Origin of the sequence: Microbacterium sp. zg.Y1084, from assembly GCF_024623595.1 — a bacterium.
Taxonomy (GTDB): Bacteria; Actinomycetota; Actinomycetes; order Actinomycetales; family Microbacteriaceae; genus Microbacterium; species Microbacterium wangruii.
Window position 1 is genome coordinate 12037 of record NZ_JANJGV010000001.1, and the last position, 20044, is coordinate 32080.

Here is a 20044-nt window from a genome sequence, read left to right on the forward strand (position 1 = left end):
AACAGCAACTGGCGGCCGAAACCGTGGGGAACACCCACTGTCTCGGCCGCCAGTTGCGGTCTCACGGTCTCCGCTCAGCCGAGCGGGACGTTCGTGGTCGACACGGGGACCGAGTAGAGGTCCTCGATCTCGGACGAGAAGTCGTCCATGATGACGTTCCGCTTGATCGACATCTTCGGCGTCAGGTGACCGCTCGCCTCGCTCCACTCGGTGCTCAGCACGACGAACTTGCGGATCGACTCGGCCCGCGACACGTGCGCGTTGGCGTTGTCGACCGCCCGCTGCACCTCCGCGCGCACCTTCGGGTCGCGTGACGCGGCTTCCAGCGACATGTCGGCAGGCAGCCCGTTGTTGGCGAGCCAGGTCGGCAGCATCTCGGAGTCGAGCGTGATCAGGGCGGAGATGAACGGCTTCTGATCGCCGACGACGACCACCTGGCCGACGATCGGGTTCGCGCGGATCGGGTCCTCGAGCGCGGCGGGGGCGACGTTCTTGCCGCCGGCGGTGACGATGATCTCCTTCTTGCGGCCCGTGATGGTGAGGAAGCCGTCGGCGTCGAACGAGCCGATGTCGCCGGTCTTGAACCACCCGTCGTCGAACGCCGCGGCCGTGGCCTCGGGGTTGCGCCAGTACTCCTTGAAGACGTTGATGCCGCGCACCTCGATCTCGTTGTCCTCGCCGAGCCGGATGCCGACGCCGGGCAGCACGGGACCGACGGTGCCGATCTTCGACTTGGTGGCGAGGTTCACCGTGGCCGGTGCCGTGGTCTCGGTGAGGCCGTAGCCCTCGAGGATGACGACACCCAGGCTGTGGAAGAAGTGACCCAGGCGCGGGCCGAGGGGGGCCGAGCCCGACACGGCGAACTTCACGCGGCCGCCCATGGCGGTGCGCAGCTTGCTGTAGACGAGCTTGTCGAAGACGCGGAACTTCAGCGCCAGTCCCAGCGGGACCTTCTTGCCGTCCTGCAGCAGCGTCGAGTGCTCGATGGCGGCGTTCGCGGCGGCGCGGAAGATCTTGCCCTTGCCGCCGGCCTCGGCCTTCTGCTCGGCGGAGTTGTACACCTTCTCGAACACGCGCGGCACAGCCAGCAGGTAGGTCGGCTTGAAGCTGCCGAGCGCGGTGAGCAGCTGCTTGGTGTCGGGCTCGTGACCCGTCTTCACGCCCGCGTGGACGTTCAGGATCGAGATGAACCGTGCGAAGACGTGAGCGGTCGTGATGAACAGCAGCGTCGAGGCGCCCGGCTCGGCGACGACCTCGCTCAGCGCCTTGCCCGAGTTGCGCGAGAGCTCGACGAAGTTGCTGTGCGTCAGCACGCAGCCCTTGGGGCGCCCGGTCGAGCCGGAGGTGTAGATCAGCGTGGCGATGTCCGAGCCGACGGCGAGGTTGCGACGTCGCTCGATCTCCTCGTCCGGCACCGACGTGCCCTGCGCACGCAGGGTGTCGAGGCCGCCGGTCTCCATCGTCCAGGTCTCGCGGATGAGGGGCAGTTCGCCGCGCACCTCCGCCAGCCGCGCTTCGTGGGCGGCGGACTCGACGATGCAGGCGATCGCGCCGGAGTCGGCGAGGTTCCACTGGATCTGCGCAGCGGAGCTGGTCTCGTAGATCGGCACCATGACGGCGCCGGCGTAGAAGATCGCGAAATCGACCAGCGTCCACTGGTAGGTCGTGCGCGCCAGGAAGCCGACCTTGTCGCCCGGCTCGATGCCGGCGGCCACGAGGCCCTTCGCGAGGCTGATCACCTCCCGCTCGAAGTCGGCCGCGGTGATGTCGCGCCAGCCGCCGTTCTCGGGCACGGCGAACAGTGCCAGATCGGGGGTGGCTTTGACACGCTCCGCGAGCAGGTCGCTGATGTTGGCCTGCGGGTCGGGGGTGACGATCGCGGGGGTTTCGAATTGAACCACGGCAACTCCTTCGGTACCGAACGGGAAAATCGGGTTATAGCGTCGAAACTGAGTGTATCCATAGGATGCCCTCACTCCGGGAAAAGCCGCCGCGCACTAGACTTCAAGACGCCCTGCGCGCTGCAGCGGCGGGAAGGATGCCGCGTGCTCAAGGTCGGAATCGACATCGGTGGAACGAAGATCGCGGGAGGCGTGGTCGACGACGACGGCACCATCGTCGAGAAGCTCCGCGTGGACACCCCGGTGGACACCGCAGACCTCGCCGACGCCGTCGGCGACATGGCCCGCCACTTCATGCAGGAGCACGACATCGCGGCGGTGGGGGTCGCTGCGGCCGGCTTCATCGATCGCACCCGCTCGGTCGTGCTGCATGCGCCGAACATCGCGTGGCGTAATGAGCCTCTCCGCGAGAACCTCGAGAAGCGCATCGGCCGCCCCGTGGTCATCGAGAACGACGCCAACGCCGCCGGGTGGGGCGAGTTCCGCTTCGGGGCGGGACGCGGCGTGGACGAGATGGTCATGCTGACCCTCGGCACCGGTGTCGGCGGCGCGATCGTCACGCGCGGCGAGCTGGCCTACGGCGGTCACGGCATCGCCGCAGAACTCGGCCACACGCGGTTCATCCGCGAGGGACGGCTGTGCGGATGCGGTCAGCACGGATGCCTGGAGCAGTACGCCTCCGGCAGGGCCCTGCAGCGCGAGGCGAACGACATCGCCGACGCCGGCGGCATCGGTGCGGCCCTGGCGGAGGTGCGCGCCGAGAAGGGCGAGATCGCCGGCGCCGCCATCTCGCGGCTCATCCTGGCCGACGACCCGGGCGCCGTTGAAGCGCTGCATCGGGTGGCGACGGCACTGGGCGAGGCGTGCGGCGGCATCCAAGCCGCGCTCGACCCCGAGCTCTTCGTCATCGGCGGGGGCGTGGCGCAGCTGGGCGAGACCCTGCTGGAGCCGGTGCGCGCGGCGTACGAGACGTCGCTCCCCGGGTTCGGCGAGAGACCCATCGCCGCCTTCGTCATCGCCCAGCTCGGCAACGACGCCGGCTTGATCGGCGTCGCCGATCTGGCGGGCAGGAGCGTGTAGCGGTGTTCTACTGGCTCATGAAATACATCGTGATCGGGCCGGTCGTGAAAGCGATCTTCCGACCGTGGATCGTGGGCCGCTCGAACGTGCCGCGCGACGGCGCCGCCATCCTCGCCAGCAACCACCTGTCCGTGAGCGACTCGGTCTTCCTGCCGCTCATGATCGACCGGCCGATGTCGTTCCTCGCCAAGAGCGACTACTTCACCGGCAAGGGGATCAAAGGCTGGGCCACGCGCATGTTCATGAAGGCCACCGGTCAGATCCCCATCGATCGCACCGGCGGCAAGGCGTCCGAAGCCTCGCTGAACACCGGCCTGCAGGTGCTCGGGCGGGGGGACCTGCTCGGCATCTACCCCGAAGGCACCCGCAGCCCCGACGGCAAGCTCTACCGGGGGCGCACCGGCATCGCGCGCATGGCGCTGGAGGCGCGCGTCCCGGTGATCCCCGTCGTGATGGTCGACACCGACGCGGTCATGCCCATAGGGCGCACCATCCCGCGGGTCGGTCGCGTGGGCATGGTGATCGGCGAGCCGCTGGACTTCTCCCGCTTCCGCGGGATGGAGGGGGACCGGTACGTGCTGCGCTCGGTCACCGACGAGATCATGGCGGCTCTGCAGCGCCTGGGAGAGCAGCGGTACGACGACGTCTACGCCTCGACCGTCAAGAGCCGCGCCGCCGCGGCATCCTGACCCCTCCCGCACCGTCGTCACACGGCGCGGCCCGCCGATGGGGCGCGGATAGACTGGCCGTATGCCCCAGAACGACCCCCTTGACGCCTGGCGGGGACTGCCCATCAAGCAACAGCCCCTGTGGGCGGACCCGGACGCCGTGGCCGCCGTTTCGAGCGAGATCGCGACGTTGCCGCCGCTGGTCTTCGCCGGCGAGGTGGACCTGCTGCGCGAGCGGCTCGCCCGCGCCGCGTCGGGTCAGGCGTTCCTGCTGCAGGGAGGCGACTGCGCCGAGACCTTCGCCGGTGCCACGGCCGAGCAGATCCGCAACCGCATCAAGACGGTGCTGCAGATGGCCGTCGTGCTGACCTACGGCGCCTCCATGCCCGTGGTGAAGATGGGCCGCATGGCCGGGCAGTTCGCCAAGCCCCGCTCGAGCGACACCGAGACCCGCGGCGACGTCACGCTGCCGGCCTACCGCGGCGACATCGTCAACGGCTTCGACTTCACCGAGCTGTCGCGTCAGCCCGACCCGCAGCGCCTGCTGAAGGGCTACCACACCGCGGTTTCCACCCTGAACCTCATCCGCGCGTTCACCCAGGGTGGCTTCGCGGACCTGCGCGAGGTGCACAGCTGGAACAAGGGGTTCGCCTCGAACCCGGCCAACCAGCGCTACGAGCGCCTGGCGGGCGAGATCGACCGTGCCATCAAGTTCATGGAGGCCGCGGGCGCGGACTTCGACGAGCTGCGTCGCGTGGAGTTCTACACCGGGCACGAGGGCCTGCTGATGGACTACGAGCGGCCGATGACCCGCATCGACTCGCGCACCGGCACGCCGTACAACACCTCGGCGCACTTCCTGTGGATCGGGGAGCGCACCCGCGACCTCGACGGCGCGCACGTCGATTACTTCTCGAAGATCCGCAACCCGATCGGCGTGAAGCTCGGCCCGACCACGTCGACCGACACCGCGCTGGCGTTGATCGACAAGCTCGATCCCGAGCGCGAGCCGGGCCGGCTGACCTTCATCACGCGCATGGGCGCGGGCAAGATCCGCGACGCGCTGCCGCCTCTGCTGGAGGCCGTCAAGGACTCCGGGGCGACGCCGCTGTGGGTGACCGACCCGATGCACGGCAACGGCATCACGACGCCCACCGGCTACAAGACGCGTCGCTTCGACGACGTCGTGGACGAGGTGCGTGGCTTCTTCGAGGCGCATCGCGCCGTGGGGACCTTCCCCGGCGGCATCCACGTCGAGCTCACCGGCGACGACGTGACCGAGTGCCTGGGTGGGTCGGAGATGATCGACGAGGCCACCTTGGCGACGCGGTACGAGTCGCTGTGCGACCCGCGCCTGAACCACATGCAGAGCCTGGAGCTGGCGTTCCTCGTCGCCGAGGAGCTCGAGAAGCGCTGAGCCGCGTGCCGCGCCTGCCCCGCGCGTTCGGGCGCGGGCCCGGGCGCAGCCGCGTGCGCCCGGGTGCGGGGCGGCGCCGCGTGCGCCGAGTGCGGAGCGCGGACGCAGCCGCCTGCGCCCGGTGGTGCGCGGCCGCCTGCGCCCGGGTGCGGCGATCTGCCGAGATGCGGATGCCCGTGCGGCATCCGGTCCGCATTCGGGCAGATCCCCGCATCTCGGCGGCGGTTGCCGCGCGCTGAGAGGGATGCCGCGCGGTGCGGCGACGGATACCGCGCGGTGAGAGGGATGCCGCGCGCTGCGACGGTTGCCGCGCGCTCAGGCGCCCAGCGGCACGCCTCAGCCGGTCGCGCGGACCGTCACCGTGGTGCCCGGGCGCTCCCACGAGCCGGCCGCGGGGGACGTGCCGCTGACGGTGAAGATCCCCCAGACGATCCGGGGGAGCGCGGTGCCGGGCTCGAAGCCGGCCTCGGTGAGCACGTCCATGGCCTCGGCGACGGTCAGGTCGACCACATCGGGCACCTGGATCGGCTCCGGGCCCTTCGAGACGACGAGCGTGACCGTATCGCCGGGGCGCAGCGTCCCGTCGACGCCCGCGACCCACAGGACGCGTCCCTCGGCGATGCTGCCGCTCCATTCGCCGAGCCGGTCGGGCGAGACGACGAGCCCGACATCCTCGAGGGTGCGTGTGGCGGTGTCGACGCTCGTATCGGTCACGTTGGGCACGGCACCGGCCGAGACGGTGAGGGAGGCGACGTCGTCCTGCCGCGCGGTGCAGCCGCCGGTGCAGTCCACCGGGTCGCCGCCGTCACGCGGGGTGACCGATGCCGCGATCACGATGTCCCGCTCGGCATCGTCCCGGAACTCCCGGCCCACCTCGTCCTGCACCCGCACGATGTTCTGGGTCAGGTACTCGCGCGCCTGCGCCTCGGACATACCCGCCAGCGCGCTCAGCGAGATCTCGGCCGGCCCGCGGGAGACGAACACCGTGACGGTGGTCTCCTGGTCGACGCGCGTGCCCGGCGTCGGGTCGGTGCGGATCACCTGGCCCACCGGCACGTCGAGGTTGTTCTCGCCCTCCTCGACCGCCTGCAGGGTCTCGGCAGCGAAGGCCGCCTGCGCCTCGGCGAAGGTCGACCCGATGACGTCGGGCACGGCCACCTGGGAGCCGGGCCCGGAGCCGAACCACCAGCCGGCGCCACCGGCGAGGCCGGCCAGCAGCAGCACCAGGGCGATCAGCCAGCCGCCCTTGATGGCGTTGCGCTTCGTGCGGCGCCGCAGTCGGGTGGCGTTGTCCACTTCGGAGGTCACGGTGGGGGCGGTGAAGGCGCCCGGCAGGACCTTCGTCATCTCGTCGGAGTCGAGGGTCTCGTCGTCGACGATGATCCCCACCGGCGCGGTGCGCACGACTTGCGGGCTGACGCCGAGCTCCCGTTCGATCTCGCGCAGCCGGTCCAGCATCTCGCGCGCGTCGGAGGGGCGCTCGTCGGGGGAGCGCTCCGTCGCCCAGAGCACGAGCTCGTCCAGCGGCTCCGGAACGCCCGGGTTCTTCGCGCTGGGCCGCGGCACCGAATCAGTGGCGTGCTGATAGGCGATCTGCATCGGCTGCTCGCCCTGGTAGGGCTGCTCTCCGGTGAGCATCTCGTACAGCATGATGCCGAGGGCGTAGATGTCGCTGCGGGCGTCGGCGCTGCCGCGGGTGACGAGCTCGGGGGCGAGGTAGGCGATGGTGCCCAGCAGCTGCTGCCCGGTCGCGGTGTTGGCGGTGGTGGCGCGCGCCAGGCCGAAGTCGCCGATCTTGATGCGGCCGTCTTCGGCAAGCAGCACGTTCTCGGGTTTGACGTCGCGGTGCACGATGCCGGCGCGGTGCGCCGCCGCCAGCCCCGAGAGCACGGCATCCATGATCGTGATGGTCTGGGGCACCGTCAGGCGTCGCTGCTCGCGCAGCAGTTCGCGCAGCGTGATGCCCGGCAGGTACTCCATGACGAGGTACGCCATGTCGCCGTCCTGGCCCTGGTCGAACACGTTCACCACGTGCGGATCGGCCAGCCGGGCGGCGGCGCGCGCCTCCTGGATGAAGCGGCTCTGGAAGATCGAATCATCCGAAAGATGCCCGTGCATGACCTTCAGCGCGATGCGCCGTTCGAGGCGCAGATCGGTCGCCACGTACACCGTGGCCATGCCTCCGCGGGCGATGCGAGCGCGCACCCGGTACCGGCCGTCGACCAGACGGCCGATCAGCGGGTCCGTCTGCTGGCTCGTGCTCACGCTGAGAGTCTACGGAGCACGCCGGGTCTGGCCGGGTAGCGGCTCACCCTGACCCGAAGGGCTGATGCGCTCAGCCGAGGGCGGCGAGCCAGCCGAAGGCCTGCTTCTCCCACTCGCCGTAGCGGTCGGGATAGGCCGAGACCTGCACGGCCTGGGCGGCGTCGGTGAACGCCAGGGACTCCCAGCCCGGGGTATCCAGCAGTCCGCGGCTCGCGTCGCCGTTGGGATCGGCGGGACCGCCGAAGAAGACCCGCGTGGCTCGTTCCACATCGCGCACCTGCTCGGCGGTGCCCCACCCCTGGCTCGGCCGCTGCTGGAACACGCCCAGCGAGTCGCGGTCGCCCCAGTCGAGGTTGCGCAGCCAGGATTCGACCATTCCGGTCGCCAGGGCGATGGCGATGCCCCGGTCGGGCACCCCCAGTTCCCTTCCGATCCGGATGATGGTGCGTGCGGTGTCCACCTGCTCGGCGTCGAGGCCGGCCACGGTGGCGGCGGGGATCTCGACCCGCTGCCCGGGGAAGATGATCGAGGTGCGGTCCATGCCGTTGGCCGCGAGCAGGGCGTCGAGCGTGACTCCGTAGCGGGCCGCGACGGCGGTCATCGTGTCGCCGGCCGCGATCTCGTGCGTGGCGCCCACCGGAGCAGGCGTCGGCGGTGCCGCGGGTGCAGCCGGTGCGGCGGGTGCGGCGGGGGCGACGGATGCCGCGCGCTGCATCTCGGCCCCGGGCAGGACGATCTCCTGTCCCGGGTAGATGATCGACGAGCGGTCCATGCCGTTGGCGGCCAGCAGGGCGTCGAGCGAGACGCCGTGGCGTCCGGCGATGGCGTGCATCGTGTCGCCGGCGGCGACCGTATGAGCCTGCGCAGCGGCGGGTACGGGGGCGGCCTGCGGCGCGGCGGGGGCGGTGGCGGCGAGGAGCAGCGTCTGCCCGGGGTGGATGAGGGAGGACCGGTCCAGGCCGTTCAGCGCGAGCACGTCGGCGACGCGCAGCCCGTAGGCGGCGGCGATCGAGGTGACGGTGTCGCCGGACTGCACGGTGTGCGTGGCCGGGGGAGCGGTGGCGGGCAGCACGCGGGCGACGGTCTTCGCCGCCGCACCGGAGGCAGCCGGCGTGCGGGCTTCGCGGCTGACGGGGTGCGGCGCCGCCTGCGCGGCGGGCGCGCTCGTCAGCAGCAGCGCGACCGAGCCGGCGACGGCGGCGGGCCAGTGCCGCTTCACGGCCGTGGCGGCCGGTCGAGCGAACGCGGCCGTCGTGGGGGTGGCGGCTCGGGCGGGCACGAGGGCAGGGCGTCGTCGCATGGCGGGTCTCCTTCTCGACGTCGTCACGGTGTCACGGAGGTGGTGAAGGAGGCAACGGGTGTGACGCAAGTTACCGGTGTTGATGATGAGATTCTCATCCTCCGCGCGATCCGCCGCCGAGCGGATGCCATCATGGAAGGGTGACCGGCGACACCACCCCTGCACGCATCGAGACCACCTGGCTGACCCTGCCCGACCTCGTCGAGATCCTCGGCGAGCCGCTCGGCCGGGTGCGGCGACTCATCGACGAGAGCCACCTGGTGGCATCCCGCCGCACCGGCAATCTCGCCGTGCCGGAGGTGTTCATCGTCGACGGGCAGCCGCTGTCGTCGCTGCGGGGCACGGCCATCGTGCTGCACGACGCCGGCTTCAGCGACGACGAGGTCATCGACTGGCTGCTCGAGCACGACGACTCGATCGGCATGCCGCCCATCCAGGCGCTGCGGCAGGGTCGCAAGAGCGAAGTGCGCCGCGTCGCGCAGACGCTCGCCTGACGCGCGCCGACTGACCCCCGCGGGCGCCGGCCGTCCGTCGCTCAGGAGGTGCGTGCCGTCGCCGCCCGGGTGAGGTCGCGCAGTTCGCCCACCGCGGCATCCCCCAGTCGTGCACCGCGCAGGGCGCGGTCCGCCTCGGCGGTGTAATCCGCGATCAGAGCCTCCACCCGAGCGAGCGCGCCCGATTCCGAGATGGTCCGCTGCAGGGCGGCGACCTGGTCGGCGTCCAGCAGCGGATCGCCCACGAGCTCGTCGAGCGTGTGACGGGCACCGGCGGGCAGCGCCTCGCGCGCATAGGCGATCAGCACCGTGCGCTTTCCTTCGCGCAGGTCGTCTCCGGAGGGCTTGCCCGTCACGGCTGCGTCCCCGAACACGCCCAGCACGTCGTCGCGCAGCTGGAACGCCAGGCCGACTGGGTGACCGAACGCAGCCAGGGCGGCATGCTGCGACGCGTCGGCGCCGGCGAGTGCCGCTCCCACCAGCAGAGGCTGCTGCACGCTGTACCGCGCGGATTTCAGGGACGCGACCCGCAGTGCCCGCTCGGCGTGCTCGCTGTCGGGCGACTGGCGGAAGGCGGCCTCCTCGGCGATGTCGAGGAACTGCCCCACCGTGACGTCGCGGCGCATGCGGGCGTACTCCTGGCGCGCCGTCGGCGCGTGCGTGGCGGAGCGCAGTCCCGTCTCGAAGAGGTCGTCGCTCCAGGCGACCAGCAGGTCGCCGAGCAGGATGGCCGCAGAGCGGCCGAACTCGGCCTCGTCACCGAGCCAGCCCGCATCCCGATGCCCGGCTTCGAGCGCTCGGTGCGCGGCAGGGCGGCCGCGGCGGGTGTCGGAGTTGTCGATGAGGTCGTCGTGCACGAGGGCGGCGGCCTGGAAGATCTCGAGGGCGGCGGCGGCGTCGATCACCTCGGTCGGCACGGCTCCCGGTCGCCGTCCGCCTGCTTCGGCGACCGCGCGCCAGCCCGTGATGCAGAACCGCGCGCGCAGGCGCTTTCCGCCGGTGACGGCAGCGGCTGCCGCGTCGACGAACGACACCGCCTCCGGCCCGTCGGCTCGGGTGGACTCACGCTGCTCTGCGAAGAATGCGATCAGTCGCTGGGAAACAGCTTCGACGGGATCCGGGAAGGGCGACACGGGCCTAGCCTAGTTCTCAGAGCGACGGGTAGAATCGTCGCTATTGGGACCTCACAAGGGGGATGCATGCCACTGTCCGAACAGGAGCAGCGCCTGCTCGATGAGATGGAACGCCATCTCATGCGCAACGACGCCGACGTGGTGAGCGCGCCTCGCGACGGACGCACGCTCAGCTACCGCAACATCGTCTACGGCACGGTTCTCGTGCTGCTCGGCCTCGGGGGGCTGATCGCGGGGGTCTCCTCGAGCATCGTGGCCATCGGCGTCGTGGCGTTCATCGTCATGCTGGGCGGCGTCGTGCTGGCCGTCACCCCCACCCGCGACCCCGGTCGTGCGCCGACGGCAGACCGGTCGCCGCGCACCGGCTCTCCACGTTCCTCCACCTCGTTCATGGACCGCATGAACGAACGCTGGGATCGCCGCCACGGCGGGAGCTGATCCCTCCGCTTCGCAAAAGAGCATCGACCTCCGGGTCGGTGCTCTTTTTGCGTGCGCCCGCACCCTCGTGCCGATCGTGGAGGGGATTCTTCCTGATGTGTAGTGAAGTGGAGGGAAGTGGAGTAAAGTGGCGCTACCTGGACGGGGCCGGACGAAGGGGGTGGTGGCGATGCTGTTGGGCACGCACACTCCCAAGCTCGACGACAAGGGCCGCGTCATCCTTCCGGCGAAGTTCCGCGACGACCTCGGTCCGGGCATCGTCATCACGCGCGGGCAGGAACGCTGCCTGTACGTGTTCAGCACCGCCGAGTTCGAGCGGGTGTACGAGCGCATCCGTGAGGCGCCGCTGACCAACAAGCAGTCGCGTGACTTCCAGCGCATGTTCCTCTCCGCAGCCAGCGCGGAGAAGCCCGACAGCCAGAACCGCATCACGATCCCGCCGCCCCTGCGCGCCTACGCCAACCTCGACCGCGAGCTCGTGGTCACCGGCGTCGGCGCGCACGCCGAGATCTGGAACGCCGACGCGTGGAACGCGTACGCCGAAGGAAACGAAGACAGCTACTCCGACATGGAGGAGGAGGTGATCCCGGGCCTGTTCTGAGCCTCGATCGTGACTCCCAGCCGCACGCCCTGACACACTTCCCCGGTGCCAGGTCGGAGCGGATGGGGATCAGGATCGAGGGCCACGCCCTTCACATCATGGAAGCCCGTGACATCCACACCCCCGTCATGCTCGACCGCTGCGTCGAGCTGCTCGGTCCCGCCCTGCAGCACGAGGGGGCCGTGTACGTCGACGCCACCCTCGGCATGGGAGGCCACTCCGAGGCCATGCTCGAGCGGTTCCCGCAGGCGCGCCTGATCGGTCTGGACCGCGACAGCGACGCCCTGCGGATCGCGGGGGAGCGCCTGGCCCGCTTCGGCGACCGGGTCACCCTGGTGCACACCGTCTACGACGGCATCGTCGACGCGGTGCGCGGCGCCGGCGCGCACGCGGCCGACGCGATCCTGTTCGACCTGGGCGTGTCGTCCCTGCAGCTGGACGAGGCCGACCGCGGCTTCGCCTATGCGCAGGACGCGCCGCTGGACATGCGCATGGACCAGAGCGCCGGCACCACCGCCGCGGACATCCTCGCCACCTACGGCGAAGGGGATCTGCGCCGCATCTTCGAGCGCTATGGCGAGGAGAAGCTCGCCGGCCGCTACGCCCGCGCGATCATCGAGGCCCGCCGTACGGAGCCGATCGAGCGCTCCGGCCGGCTGGTGGACATCCTGCAGGCGGCGACCCCGGCGGCTCTGATGAACGCCGGCCACCCCGCCAAGCGCGTCTTCCAGGCGCTGCGCGTCGAAGTCAACGCCGAACTGTCCGCGCTGGAGCGCGCGATCCCGGCCGCGCTGGGGCTCCTGCCCGTCGGCGGACGCATCGTCGTGCTGTCGTACCAGTCGCTGGAGGACCGCCTGGTCAAGCGTGAGCTGGCGGCGGCGTCGGCATCCACTGCTCCGGCCGGACTGCCGGTGGAGCTGCCCGAGCACGCCCCGCGGATGCGGCTGCTGGTCAGGGGCGCGGAGCTCGCCACCGCCGAGGAGCGCGCACGCAACCCCCGGGCCACGCCCGTGCGCCTGCGCGCCGCCGAGCGACTGCGGGAGGACGCATGAGCACGCTGCCCTTGAGCTCCGCGGCCGCCGCCGCACGCGCTCTGCCGACACCGTCGTCCGCCCCCGGTCGGCGCCTCGAAGCCGTTCCCGTTCCCACGCCGCGCCGTCGGCCGCGCCTGCTGTACGGAATCATCGCCGTCAGCGGCGCCATCGCCATCGGCACGGCGCAGATGGGCCTGTCGATCCTCATGACCCAGGGCTCCTACGAGGTGTCCCAACTCACCCGCGAGCAGCGCGACCTGACCTACCAGAAGCAGATCCTCATCGACGACGTCGCCGGCTTGAGCTCTCCGCAGTTCCTCGCGGCGAACGCCTCCGCGCTCGGCATGGTCATCGCCGAGTCGCCCAGCTACCTGCGCCTGAGCGACGGGGCGGTCCTCGGCTCCGGCGCCGCAGCGCTCGGAGGCTCCACGATCGACGCGCTCGGCCGACCCGCCGTGCCCAACGCCCTCATCGCCGACGCACCGCTGGTCACCGCGCCCAGCGCCACCATCGGCGGCGTGGCCGTGCCCGAGGAGACGGCATCCGACGCCGCTGCCGCGGCCGATGCCGCGACACCCCCGCCCGTGTCCGACGGTCTCCCTGTTCCCCGCACACACTGACTGACATGACGACCCGAGCCTCCCGCAGCCCGCGTCGGCGCACCATCGTCGCCCTCGCCGTGGTCCTGGCGGTGCTGGCCGGCTTCATCGTGCGGCTCGTCGACATCCAGGTCGTCAACGCCGACGAGCACATCGCCGACTCGCAGGCACTGGCGCTGGGCGCCCGGGAGCACCTGTACGGCACGCGAGGCGAGATCGTGGATGCCGACGGCGACGCGCTGGCCACGAGCATCCTGATGTACGACGGCAAGCTCGACCCGCTCAATGTCGGTCCCATCGAGCGCGAGGTCGACGGCGTCACCGTCGAGGTGCCGTGGGAGCAGGTGTCGGCGGAGATGGCGGCGATCACCGGACAGACCGCCGCCGAAGTGCAGGGGATCGTCGCGCAGGCACTCGCCAAGGATCCGGGCAGCCGCTTCGCCTACCTGAAGCGCGGGCTGACGACCGAGCAGTACCGTGCCCTTGCCGAGCTGCGCGCCCCGTACCTGCGGTTCGACATGCACCCGCAGCGCACGTACCCCGACGGCGCCGTCGCCGGCAACCTCCTGGGCTTCATGGGCGGTGACGGCGAGCCGCTGGCGGGTATCGAGCAGATGGAGAACACCTGCCTCTCCGCGGCCGACGGGGAGCGCCTCTACCAGCGGGGCAAGGACGGCGTCGTCATCCCGGGCACGGTGACGGAGACGCCCGCTGTCGACGGCGGCACACTGCAGCTGACGATCGACCGCGACCTGCAGTGGTACCTGCAGCAGCTCGTCGCCGAAGAAGTGCAGAACAAGCAGGCCAACAGCGGCGCGATCCTCGTGGTCGAAGTCGCCACGGGGAAGATCCGGGCGGCAGCGGAGTACCCCACGGTCGACCCCAACAACGTCGACGGATCCGCCGCAGAGGACCGGGGGTCGCGGCTGTTCCTCGAGTCGTACGAGCCGGGCTCCACCCTGAAGGCGATCACCGCCGCCAGCGTCATCGACGCGGGCGTGGCGACGCCCGACACCACGGTGACGGCGGGCGACTACGAGGTCTTCCCCAACGGCGCACGCGTGGGCGACTTCGAATCGCACCCGGTGCTCAACTACACCCTGACCGGCGCCCTCATCGACTCGTCGAACGTGGCCCTGTCGAAATTCGGCGAGATGCTCTCCGCCGAGGTGCGACACGACTACCTGGAGCGGTTCGGCGTGGGGCGGGGCACCGCGGTCGGATGGCCTCAGGAGCCGCAGGGCGTGCTGTACCCCGCGTCGGAGTGGGACAACCAGACTTTCTACGCCACGACCTTCGGGCAGGGCTTCACGATGACCTCGCCCCAGGTGGCCAGCGCCTACCAGGCGCTCGCCAACGGCGGGATCAAGATGCCGCTGTCGCTCGTGGAGTCGTGCACACTCGCCGACGGCACCGTGGTCGAGCCCGACCTGCCCGAGCCCGAGCGGGTGGTCTCGCAGGAGGCTGCCGATGCGGTCACGCTCATGCTCGAGAACGTCGCAGTGCAGGCGCAGATGGGTCCGTTCATCGCCGTCGACGGCTACCGCATCGCCGCCAAGACCGGCACCGCGCAGATCGCCGGCGACGGGGCGTACAAGGCGGGGGTCTACTTCACCTCGCTCATCGGCATCGTGCCGGCCGACGATCCGCAGTACATCGTGCTGACCACCCTGGACGAGCCGACTACGATTAAGTCGTCTGCTGCGAACCGTCAGGCCTTCCAGAAGGCCATGACGCAGGTGCTCAAGAACTACCGCGTTCTGCCCTCCGGCTCGCAGACGCCCCTTCTTCCCAAGACGCACTGATCGCGCCCCTGCACGGGCGTGCGTGCTCATGATCGAGAACGGACACCCATGATCCCCTTGACGTTCGCGGAAGTCGCCCGCGCCACCGGAGGCGAGCTGCGCCCGGTTGCCGGTGCCGGTCCCGACACCGTCGTGTCCGGCGGGGTGGACACCGATTCCCGCCTCATCGAACCCGGCGGACTGTTCGTCGCCAAGCCGGGGGCCGACACCGACGGACACCTGTTTGTCGGCGCCGCCCTCGAGCGCGGTGCCGTGCTGGCGCTCGTCGAGCGACCGGTGGATGCCGAGATCTCGCAGATCGTCGTCGCCGACGCCGTGGCGGCCCTGGCCGACCTGGCGCGCGAGGTCGTCGCACGCGTGCGGGCCGGGGGAGACCTGCGCATCGTGGGCATCACCGGCTCGAACGGCAAGACCACGACCAAGAACATGCTCGCCCGCATCCTGCAGGACGAGGGTGAGACCGTGGCGCCGCGCGCGTCGTTCAACAACGAGGTCGGCGCCCCGCTGACCATGCTGCGGGTCACGGCCGACACCCGGTACCTCGTCAGTGAGTTCGGCGCGAGCGGTCCCGGCGAGATCGCGCGCCTCGCGGGGCTCGTCGAGCCCGACATCGGGGTGGTGCTCATGGTGGGGATGGCCCACGCCGGCGGGTTCGGCGGTGTCGAGGCGACGCTGCGGGCGAAGTCCGAGCTGATCCACGCGGTGCGCCGCGGCGGCGTCGCCGTGCTGAACGCCGACGATTCGCGTGTGGCGACGATGGCGTCCATCGCCGCCGAGCGCGATCAGGACGTGCGCTGGTTCGGCCGCACGAGCGCGGCCGACGTCCGCGCGGAGGACGTCGAGGTGCACGCCGACGGCACCACCTGCACGGTCGTCGTCGACGGCGAGCGGATGCCGCTGCGCCTGCGGGTGCTGGGGGAGCACCACGTCATGAACGCGCTGGCCGCCCTGACCGCCGCCGTCGCCCTCGGGGTGCCTGCGGCGTCCGCCGTCGCGCGCCTGGAGACGATGGACCTCGCCGAGCGGTGGCGCATGCAGCCGCTCGGGTCCGAGCGCGTCCGCATCATCAACGACGCCTACAACGCCAGCCCCGACTCGATGGCCGCGGCGCTGCGCACCCTCGCGCAGATCGTCGGCCCCGGGGAGCGCACGGTGGCGGTGCTGGGCGCCATGAGCGAACTGGGGGAGTACGCCGGCGAGGAGCACGACCGCATCGGTCTGCTGGCCGTTCGGCTGAACATCCGCCGCATCGTGGTGATCGGCGCTGAAGCGCGGCGCCTGTTCATCTCCGTGATCTCCGAAGGGTCGTGGGACGGCGAGGCGGTGTTCTTCGCGACCGCCGATGAGGCGTACGACTACCTCATGGGGGAGCTTCGCGACGGCGACCGCGTGCTGGTGAAGTCGTCCAATTCGGCCGGCCTGAGGCATCTGGGCGATCGTCTGGGAGAATCGTTCTCGTGAGATCCCTCCTCGTCGCCGCCACGATCTCATTGGCGTTCACGCTGTTCCTCACGCCCCTGTTCATCCGCCTGTTCGAGCGGCTGGGCTGGGGGCAGGTGATCCGCACCCCCGAAGACGGCAACAACCCGCAGCACGCCGCCAAGCGCGGCACGCCCACGATGGGCGGCATCGTCTTCATCCTGGGCGCCCTGGTCGGCTACTTCACCGGCACCTTCACCGGCGGGAGCCCGCCCACCGCGTCGGGCCTGCTGGTGCTGTGGATGATGGTGGGACTGGGTGTGGTCGGCCTCATCGACGACGCGATGAAGGTGCGCAGTCAGCGCAGCCTCGGTCTCTCCGGCTGGCGCAAGGTGCTCGGTCAGGTGCTGGTGGCGGTGCCCTTCGGCATCCTCGCCCTGAACTTCCCCAACGTCCGCGGGATCACCCCGGCTTCGCCCTACATCTCCCTCTTCCGCGACATCCCGGTGCTGTCGTTCATGGCGCTCGGTGCCATCGTCGGCTGGATCCTGTACCTGGTGTGGGTGTCGTTCCTGTCGGTGGCGTGGTCCAACGCGACGAACCTCACCGACGGCCTCGACGGCCTCGCCGCCGGCGCGGGCATCTTCACCGTCTCGGCATACAGCCTGGTGGCGTTCTGGCAGTTCCAGCAGCGATGCAGCAGCGTCGCCCTGGTGCCGTCGTACGCCGATGCCTGCTACTACACGCGCGACCCGCTGGACCTGACGATCGTCGCGGCGTCGTTCGTCGGCGCGCTCGTCGGCTTCCTCTGGTGGAACGCGCCCAAGGCGAAGATCTTCATGGGCGATGTGGGCTCGATGTCCATCGGCGGCGTGATCGTCGCCATGTCGATCCTGACCCGCACCGAGCTGCTGGCCGTGCTCATCGCCGGCGTCTTCGTCATCGCGCCGGGATCGGTCGTGCTGCAGCGGTACTACTTCAAGGCCACCGGCGGCAAGCGCATCTTCCTGATGAGTCCGTTCCACCACCACCTCGAACTGCGCGGCTGGCCCGAGATCACCATCGTGGTGCGCATGTGGATCATCGCCGGCATGCTCGCCGTCACGGGCGTGGGCTTCTTCTACGTCGAATGGCTGGCAGCGCAGTGACCTCGCGCCTGGACGCACTGACCAGCTGGCATGCGGACTGGAGCGGGCTGCGGGTGGCCGTGCTCGGGTTGTCCGTGACGGGGTTCTCGGTCGCCGACACGCTCGCCGAGCTCGGCGCGCGGGTGCTCGTGCTCACCGAGAACGCCGCGGAGGAGTACGCCCGGCTCCTGCCCGTGATCGGCGCCGAGCTCTGGACGGGGTCGCTGCAGCAGGTGCCGGCGGAACTCACCGACTTCGCGCCCGAGGTGATCGTCGCCTCACCCGGATTCCCGCCGCATCACCCCGTGATCCGCTGGGCGCAGGATGCCGGCGTGCCCCTGTGGGGCGACGTCGAACTGGCCTGGCGCGTGCGCGACAAGGTGCTGCGGCCGGACGGGCGCCCGGCCGAGTGGGTGCTGGTGACCGGCACCAACGGCAAGACCACGACCACGCGGATGGCGGCGACCATGATGGTCGAGGGGGGACTGCGCGCCGCGCCCTGCGGCAACATCGGCGTCCCCGTGCTCGACGCGGTGCGCGACCCCGCCGGGTTCGACGCCCTCGTCGTCGAGCTGTCCAGCCACCAGCTCTGGTATCTCGGACTGCAGTCGGGACCGCAGCCCGTCTCACCCGCGGCATCGGTGTGCCTGAACCTCGCCGACGACCACCTGGAGTGGCACGGCTCCTTCGAGGCGTACCGCGACGCCAAGGCGGTGGTGTACTCCTACACGCGCGTGGCGTGCGTGTACAACAAGGCCGACGTGGCCACCCGCACGATGGTCGAGCAGGCCGATGTCGTCGAAGGATGCCGCGCCATCGGATTCGACCTGGGCGTGCCTGGCCCGAGCGACCTGGGTGTCGTGGACGGCATCCTGGTGGACCGGGCGTTCCTCGAAGAGCGGGCGACCAGCGCACTGGAGCTGACCACGGTCGCCGAGCTGCAGGCACGGGGCCTCGCCGCCCCGCACATCGTCGCGAACATCCTCGCCGCGGCCGCCCTGGCCAGGGCGTTGGGCGTCGCCCCCGAGGCGATCGACGCGGCACTGCGGCGCTTCCGGCTCGACCCGCACCGCATCGAGGTCGTCGCTGTCGCGGACGGGGTGACCTGGGTCGACGACTCCAAGGCGACCAATCCGCACGCCGCGGCCTCGTCGCTGGCGGCCTATCCCGGTGCCGTGTGGGTCGTGGGAGGCCTGCTGAAGGGCGTCGACATCAGCGACCTCGTCGCCGGTCGCGGCGCGCGCTCCAAGGCGGCCATCGTCATCGGCACCGACCGCACCGCGGTGGTCGAGGCGTTCGGGCGACACGCCCCGGCGGTCCCGGTGTTCGAGGTCGACGACACGGACACTGAAGAGGTCATGACGCGGGTCGTCGAACTGGCGGCGGGGATCGCCCGTGACGGGGATGTGGTTCTGCTCGCCCCCGCCGCAGCATCCTTCGACCAGTTCGCGTCCTACACAGACCGCGGCAACCGCTTCGCCGCCGCGGTGCGCGAACGTATCGGAAGGGGGAGCGATGGCCAGCACGACGCACAGCCGGACGACACCCCCGACGCCGCCGGCTGACGGCGAGACCCGGCGCGGGCTCGCCGCACGCGTATCGCTCGGCAAGGTCTTCGCACCTGTGCCCAGCGAGTTCCTGCTGATCGTCTCCGCCGCGCTGCTGCTCACCGGGTTCGGACTGGTCATGGTGCTGTCGGCCACCTCGGCGACCTCCACGGCGGGCGGCCTCGGCCCATACGACACCCTCGTGAAGCAGGGCGTGTTCGCCCTCATCGGCATTCCGCTCATGCTGGTGTTCAGCCGGTTCCCCGTGGCCTTCTGGAAGAAGATCGCGTGGCCGGGCCTGATCCTGGCCACCATGCTGCAGCTGCTCGTCTTCGTCCCGGGCATCGGCGTCGAGCACGGCGGCAACCGCAACTGGATCTCCATCGCCGGCCAGCAGGCGCAGCCGTCGGAGTTCCTCAAACTCACCCTCGCGCTGTGGCTGGCGATCGTGCTGTTCCGCAAGCGGTCGCTGCTCACCAAATGGCAGCACGTGTTCATCCCGGTGATTCCGCTCGGCGGCCTCGTCATCGCGACGGTGCTCGCGGGCAAGGACCTGGGCACGTCGATGGTGCTGTTCCTGATCCTGCTGGCGGCGCTGTTCTTCTCCGGCGTGCGGCTGCGCCTGTTCATCGCGCCGCTGCTGCTGGCCGTCGTCGCCGTGCTCGGCTTCGCCCTCACCAGCGACAACCGCATGGCGCGCATCACGAGCTTCCTCGACCCGAACTGCATCGACGACTACCTGGGCCTGTGCTACCAGCCGCTGCACGCGACCTGGGCGCTGGCCAGCGGCGGCCTGTTCGGCCTGGGCCTGGGCAACTCCCGCGAGAAGTACGCGTGGCTGCCCGCCGCCGAGAACGACTACATCTTCGCGATCGTCGGCGAGGAGGTCGGACTCATCGGATGCTTCGTCGTGCTGTGCCTGTTCGCGATCTTCGCGGTGGGCGCCTTCCACGTCGTGCGCAAGACCGACGACCCGTTCGTGCGCATCGCCGCCGGTGCGATCACGGTGTGGATCGTCGGGCAGGCGCTCATCAACATCGGCGTCGTGCTGCGCGTGTTCCCCTCGCTGGGCGTGCCGCTGCCGTTCATGTCGCAGGGTGGCACCGCCCTGCTGTCGGTGCTCATGGCCTGCGGCGTGCTGCTGTCGTTCGCGCGCAGCCTGCCGGCGCGGCCCGCCGCCCACGTGCTGCCCTGACGCGCCGGGTTAGGGTCGTCT

The 20044-nt window shown here is 70.6% G+C and carries 17 protein-coding genes; 13 read left to right on the top strand and 4 right to left on the bottom strand.

Annotated features, from left to right (window positions below; all coding sequences use genetic code 11):
- Window positions 1-74: 74 nt before the first annotated feature.
- Entirely contained in the window at window positions 75-1901 is a 1827-nt protein-coding gene (locus NQ165_RS00060; protein WP_257530024.1) for a long-chain fatty acid--CoA ligase, read from the bottom strand.
- 144 nt (window positions 1902-2045) lie between these two features.
- Between NQ165_RS00060 and NQ165_RS00065 the strand changes: the two genes are divergently transcribed.
- From NQ165_RS00065 to NQ165_RS00075, 3 genes are all read left to right on the top strand, one after another.
- Window positions 2046-2981, top strand: a complete 936-nt coding sequence (locus NQ165_RS00065; RefSeq protein ID WP_257530027.1) for an ROK family glucokinase — start codon at window positions 2046-2048, stop codon at window positions 2979-2981.
- Between the two features lie 2 nt (window positions 2982-2983).
- A complete protein-coding gene (locus NQ165_RS00070) occupies window positions 2984-3670 on the top strand; it encodes a lysophospholipid acyltransferase family protein (RefSeq protein ID WP_257530028.1) in 687 nt (228 codons plus the stop codon).
- A 61-nt stretch (window positions 3671-3731) separates the two neighbouring features.
- Window positions 3732-5066, top strand: a complete 1335-nt coding sequence (locus tag NQ165_RS00075) for a class II 3-deoxy-7-phosphoheptulonate synthase (RefSeq protein ID WP_257530030.1) — start codon at window positions 3732-3734, stop codon at window positions 5064-5066.
- Between the two features lie 336 nt (window positions 5067-5402).
- Here NQ165_RS00075 and pknB read toward each other — a convergent pair whose 3' ends face one another.
- Both pknB and NQ165_RS00085 read right to left on the bottom strand, forming a co-directional pair.
- Window positions 5403-7331, bottom strand: coding sequence for a Stk1 family PASTA domain-containing Ser/Thr kinase (pknB, locus tag NQ165_RS00080; protein WP_257530032.1), 1929 nt, complete (start codon window positions 7329-7331; stop codon window positions 5403-5405).
- A 70-nt stretch (window positions 7332-7401) separates the two neighbouring features.
- Window positions 7402-8631, bottom strand: a complete 1230-nt coding sequence (locus NQ165_RS00085) for a LysM peptidoglycan-binding domain-containing protein (protein ID WP_257530034.1) — start codon at window positions 8629-8631, stop codon at window positions 7402-7404.
- A 140-nt stretch (window positions 8632-8771) separates the two neighbouring features.
- Between NQ165_RS00085 and NQ165_RS00090 the strand changes: the two genes are divergently transcribed.
- Window positions 8772-9125, top strand: coding sequence for an Rv2175c family DNA-binding protein (locus NQ165_RS00090; RefSeq protein WP_374679378.1), 354 nt, complete (start codon window positions 8772-8774; stop codon window positions 9123-9125).
- A 41-nt stretch (window positions 9126-9166) separates the two neighbouring features.
- Here the strand turns inward: NQ165_RS00090 and NQ165_RS00095 are convergent, their stop codons facing one another.
- Window positions 9167-10258, bottom strand: a complete 1092-nt coding sequence (locus NQ165_RS00095) for a polyprenyl synthetase family protein (RefSeq protein ID WP_257530037.1) — start codon at window positions 10256-10258, stop codon at window positions 9167-9169.
- A gap of 66 nt (window positions 10259-10324) precedes the next feature.
- On the opposite strand from NQ165_RS00095, the gene NQ165_RS00100 reads away from it, so the two are divergent.
- The 9 genes from NQ165_RS00100 (at window position 10325) to ftsW (ending at window position 20023) form a co-directional block, all read left to right on the top strand.
- A complete protein-coding gene (locus NQ165_RS00100; RefSeq protein ID WP_257530038.1) occupies window positions 10325-10696 on the top strand; it encodes a DUF3040 domain-containing protein in 372 nt (123 codons plus the stop codon).
- Between the two features lie 169 nt (window positions 10697-10865).
- Window positions 10866-11297 carry a division/cell wall cluster transcriptional repressor MraZ gene (mraZ, locus tag NQ165_RS00105; protein ID WP_257530505.1) on the top strand — a complete coding sequence of 144 codons (432 nt, stop codon included), beginning with the start codon at window positions 10866-10868 and terminating at the stop codon, window positions 11295-11297.
- 98 nt (window positions 11298-11395) lie between these two features.
- Window positions 11396-12349, top strand: coding sequence for a 16S rRNA (cytosine(1402)-N(4))-methyltransferase RsmH (rsmH, locus tag NQ165_RS00110; protein ID WP_257530040.1), 954 nt, complete (start codon window positions 11396-11398; stop codon window positions 12347-12349).
- Window positions 12346-12951 (top strand): hypothetical protein, encoded by a 606-nt coding sequence (locus tag NQ165_RS00115; RefSeq protein WP_257530042.1) that lies wholly within the window; start codon window positions 12346-12348, stop codon window positions 12949-12951. Before rsmH ends, NQ165_RS00115 begins: the two co-directional genes overlap by 4 nt.
- Before the next feature lie 5 nt (window positions 12952-12956).
- Window positions 12957-14735: a penicillin-binding protein 2 gene (locus NQ165_RS00120; protein WP_257530044.1), complete on the top strand. Its 1779-nt coding sequence runs from the start codon at window positions 12957-12959 to the stop codon at window positions 14733-14735.
- Window positions 14736-14783: 48 nt separating this feature from the next.
- Window positions 14784-16196 carry a UDP-N-acetylmuramoyl-tripeptide--D-alanyl-D-alanine ligase gene (murF, locus tag NQ165_RS00125; RefSeq protein WP_257530046.1) on the top strand — a complete coding sequence of 471 codons (1413 nt, stop codon included), beginning with the start codon at window positions 14784-14786 and terminating at the stop codon, window positions 16194-16196.
- Window positions 16193-17302, top strand: coding sequence for a phospho-N-acetylmuramoyl-pentapeptide-transferase (mraY, locus tag NQ165_RS00130; RefSeq protein ID WP_257530048.1), 1110 nt, complete (start codon window positions 16193-16195; stop codon window positions 17300-17302). Before murF ends, mraY begins: the two co-directional genes overlap by 4 nt.
- Window positions 17284-18846 (top strand): UDP-N-acetylmuramoyl-L-alanine--D-glutamate ligase, encoded by a 1563-nt coding sequence (gene murD, locus NQ165_RS00135; RefSeq protein WP_257530050.1) that lies wholly within the window; start codon window positions 17284-17286, stop codon window positions 18844-18846. The genes mraY and murD overlap by 19 nt, the downstream gene beginning before the upstream one ends.
- Window positions 18797-20023: a putative lipid II flippase FtsW gene (ftsW, locus tag NQ165_RS00140; protein ID WP_257530052.1), complete on the top strand. Its 1227-nt coding sequence runs from the start codon at window positions 18797-18799 to the stop codon at window positions 20021-20023. The genes murD and ftsW overlap by 50 nt, the downstream gene beginning before the upstream one ends.
- The last annotated feature ends 21 nt before the right edge of the window (window positions 20024-20044 follow it).

What these genes read in the sequence shown, in the direction of transcription:
- NQ165_RS00075 (WP_257530030.1), top strand. Translation starts at nt 3,732, where the DNA reads ATGCCCCAGAACGACCCCCTTGACGCCTGGCGGGGACTGCCCATCAAG.
- NQ165_RS00085 (WP_257530034.1), bottom strand. Translation starts at nt 8,631, where the DNA reads ATGCGACGACGCCCTGCCCTCGTGCCCGCCCGAGCCGCCACCCCCACG.
- NQ165_RS00100 (WP_257530038.1), top strand. Translation starts at nt 10,325, where the DNA reads ATGCCACTGTCCGAACAGGAGCAGCGCCTGCTCGATGAGATGGAACGC.
- mraZ (WP_257530505.1), top strand. Translation starts at nt 10,866, where the DNA reads ATGCTGTTGGGCACGCACACTCCCAAGCTCGACGACAAGGGCCGCGTC.
- rsmH (WP_257530040.1), top strand. Translation starts at nt 11,396, where the DNA reads ATGGAAGCCCGTGACATCCACACCCCCGTCATGCTCGACCGCTGCGTC.
- NQ165_RS00115 (WP_257530042.1), top strand. Translation starts at nt 12,346, where the DNA reads ATGAGCACGCTGCCCTTGAGCTCCGCGGCCGCCGCCGCACGCGCTCTG.
- NQ165_RS00120 (WP_257530044.1), top strand. Translation starts at nt 12,957, where the DNA reads ATGACGACCCGAGCCTCCCGCAGCCCGCGTCGGCGCACCATCGTCGCC.
- murF (WP_257530046.1), top strand. Translation starts at nt 14,784, where the DNA reads ATGATCCCCTTGACGTTCGCGGAAGTCGCCCGCGCCACCGGAGGCGAG.
- murD (WP_257530050.1), top strand. Translation starts at nt 17,284, where the DNA reads ATGGCTGGCAGCGCAGTGACCTCGCGCCTGGACGCACTGACCAGCTGG.
- ftsW (WP_257530052.1), top strand. Translation starts at nt 18,797, where the DNA reads ATGGCCAGCACGACGCACAGCCGGACGACACCCCCGACGCCGCCGGCT.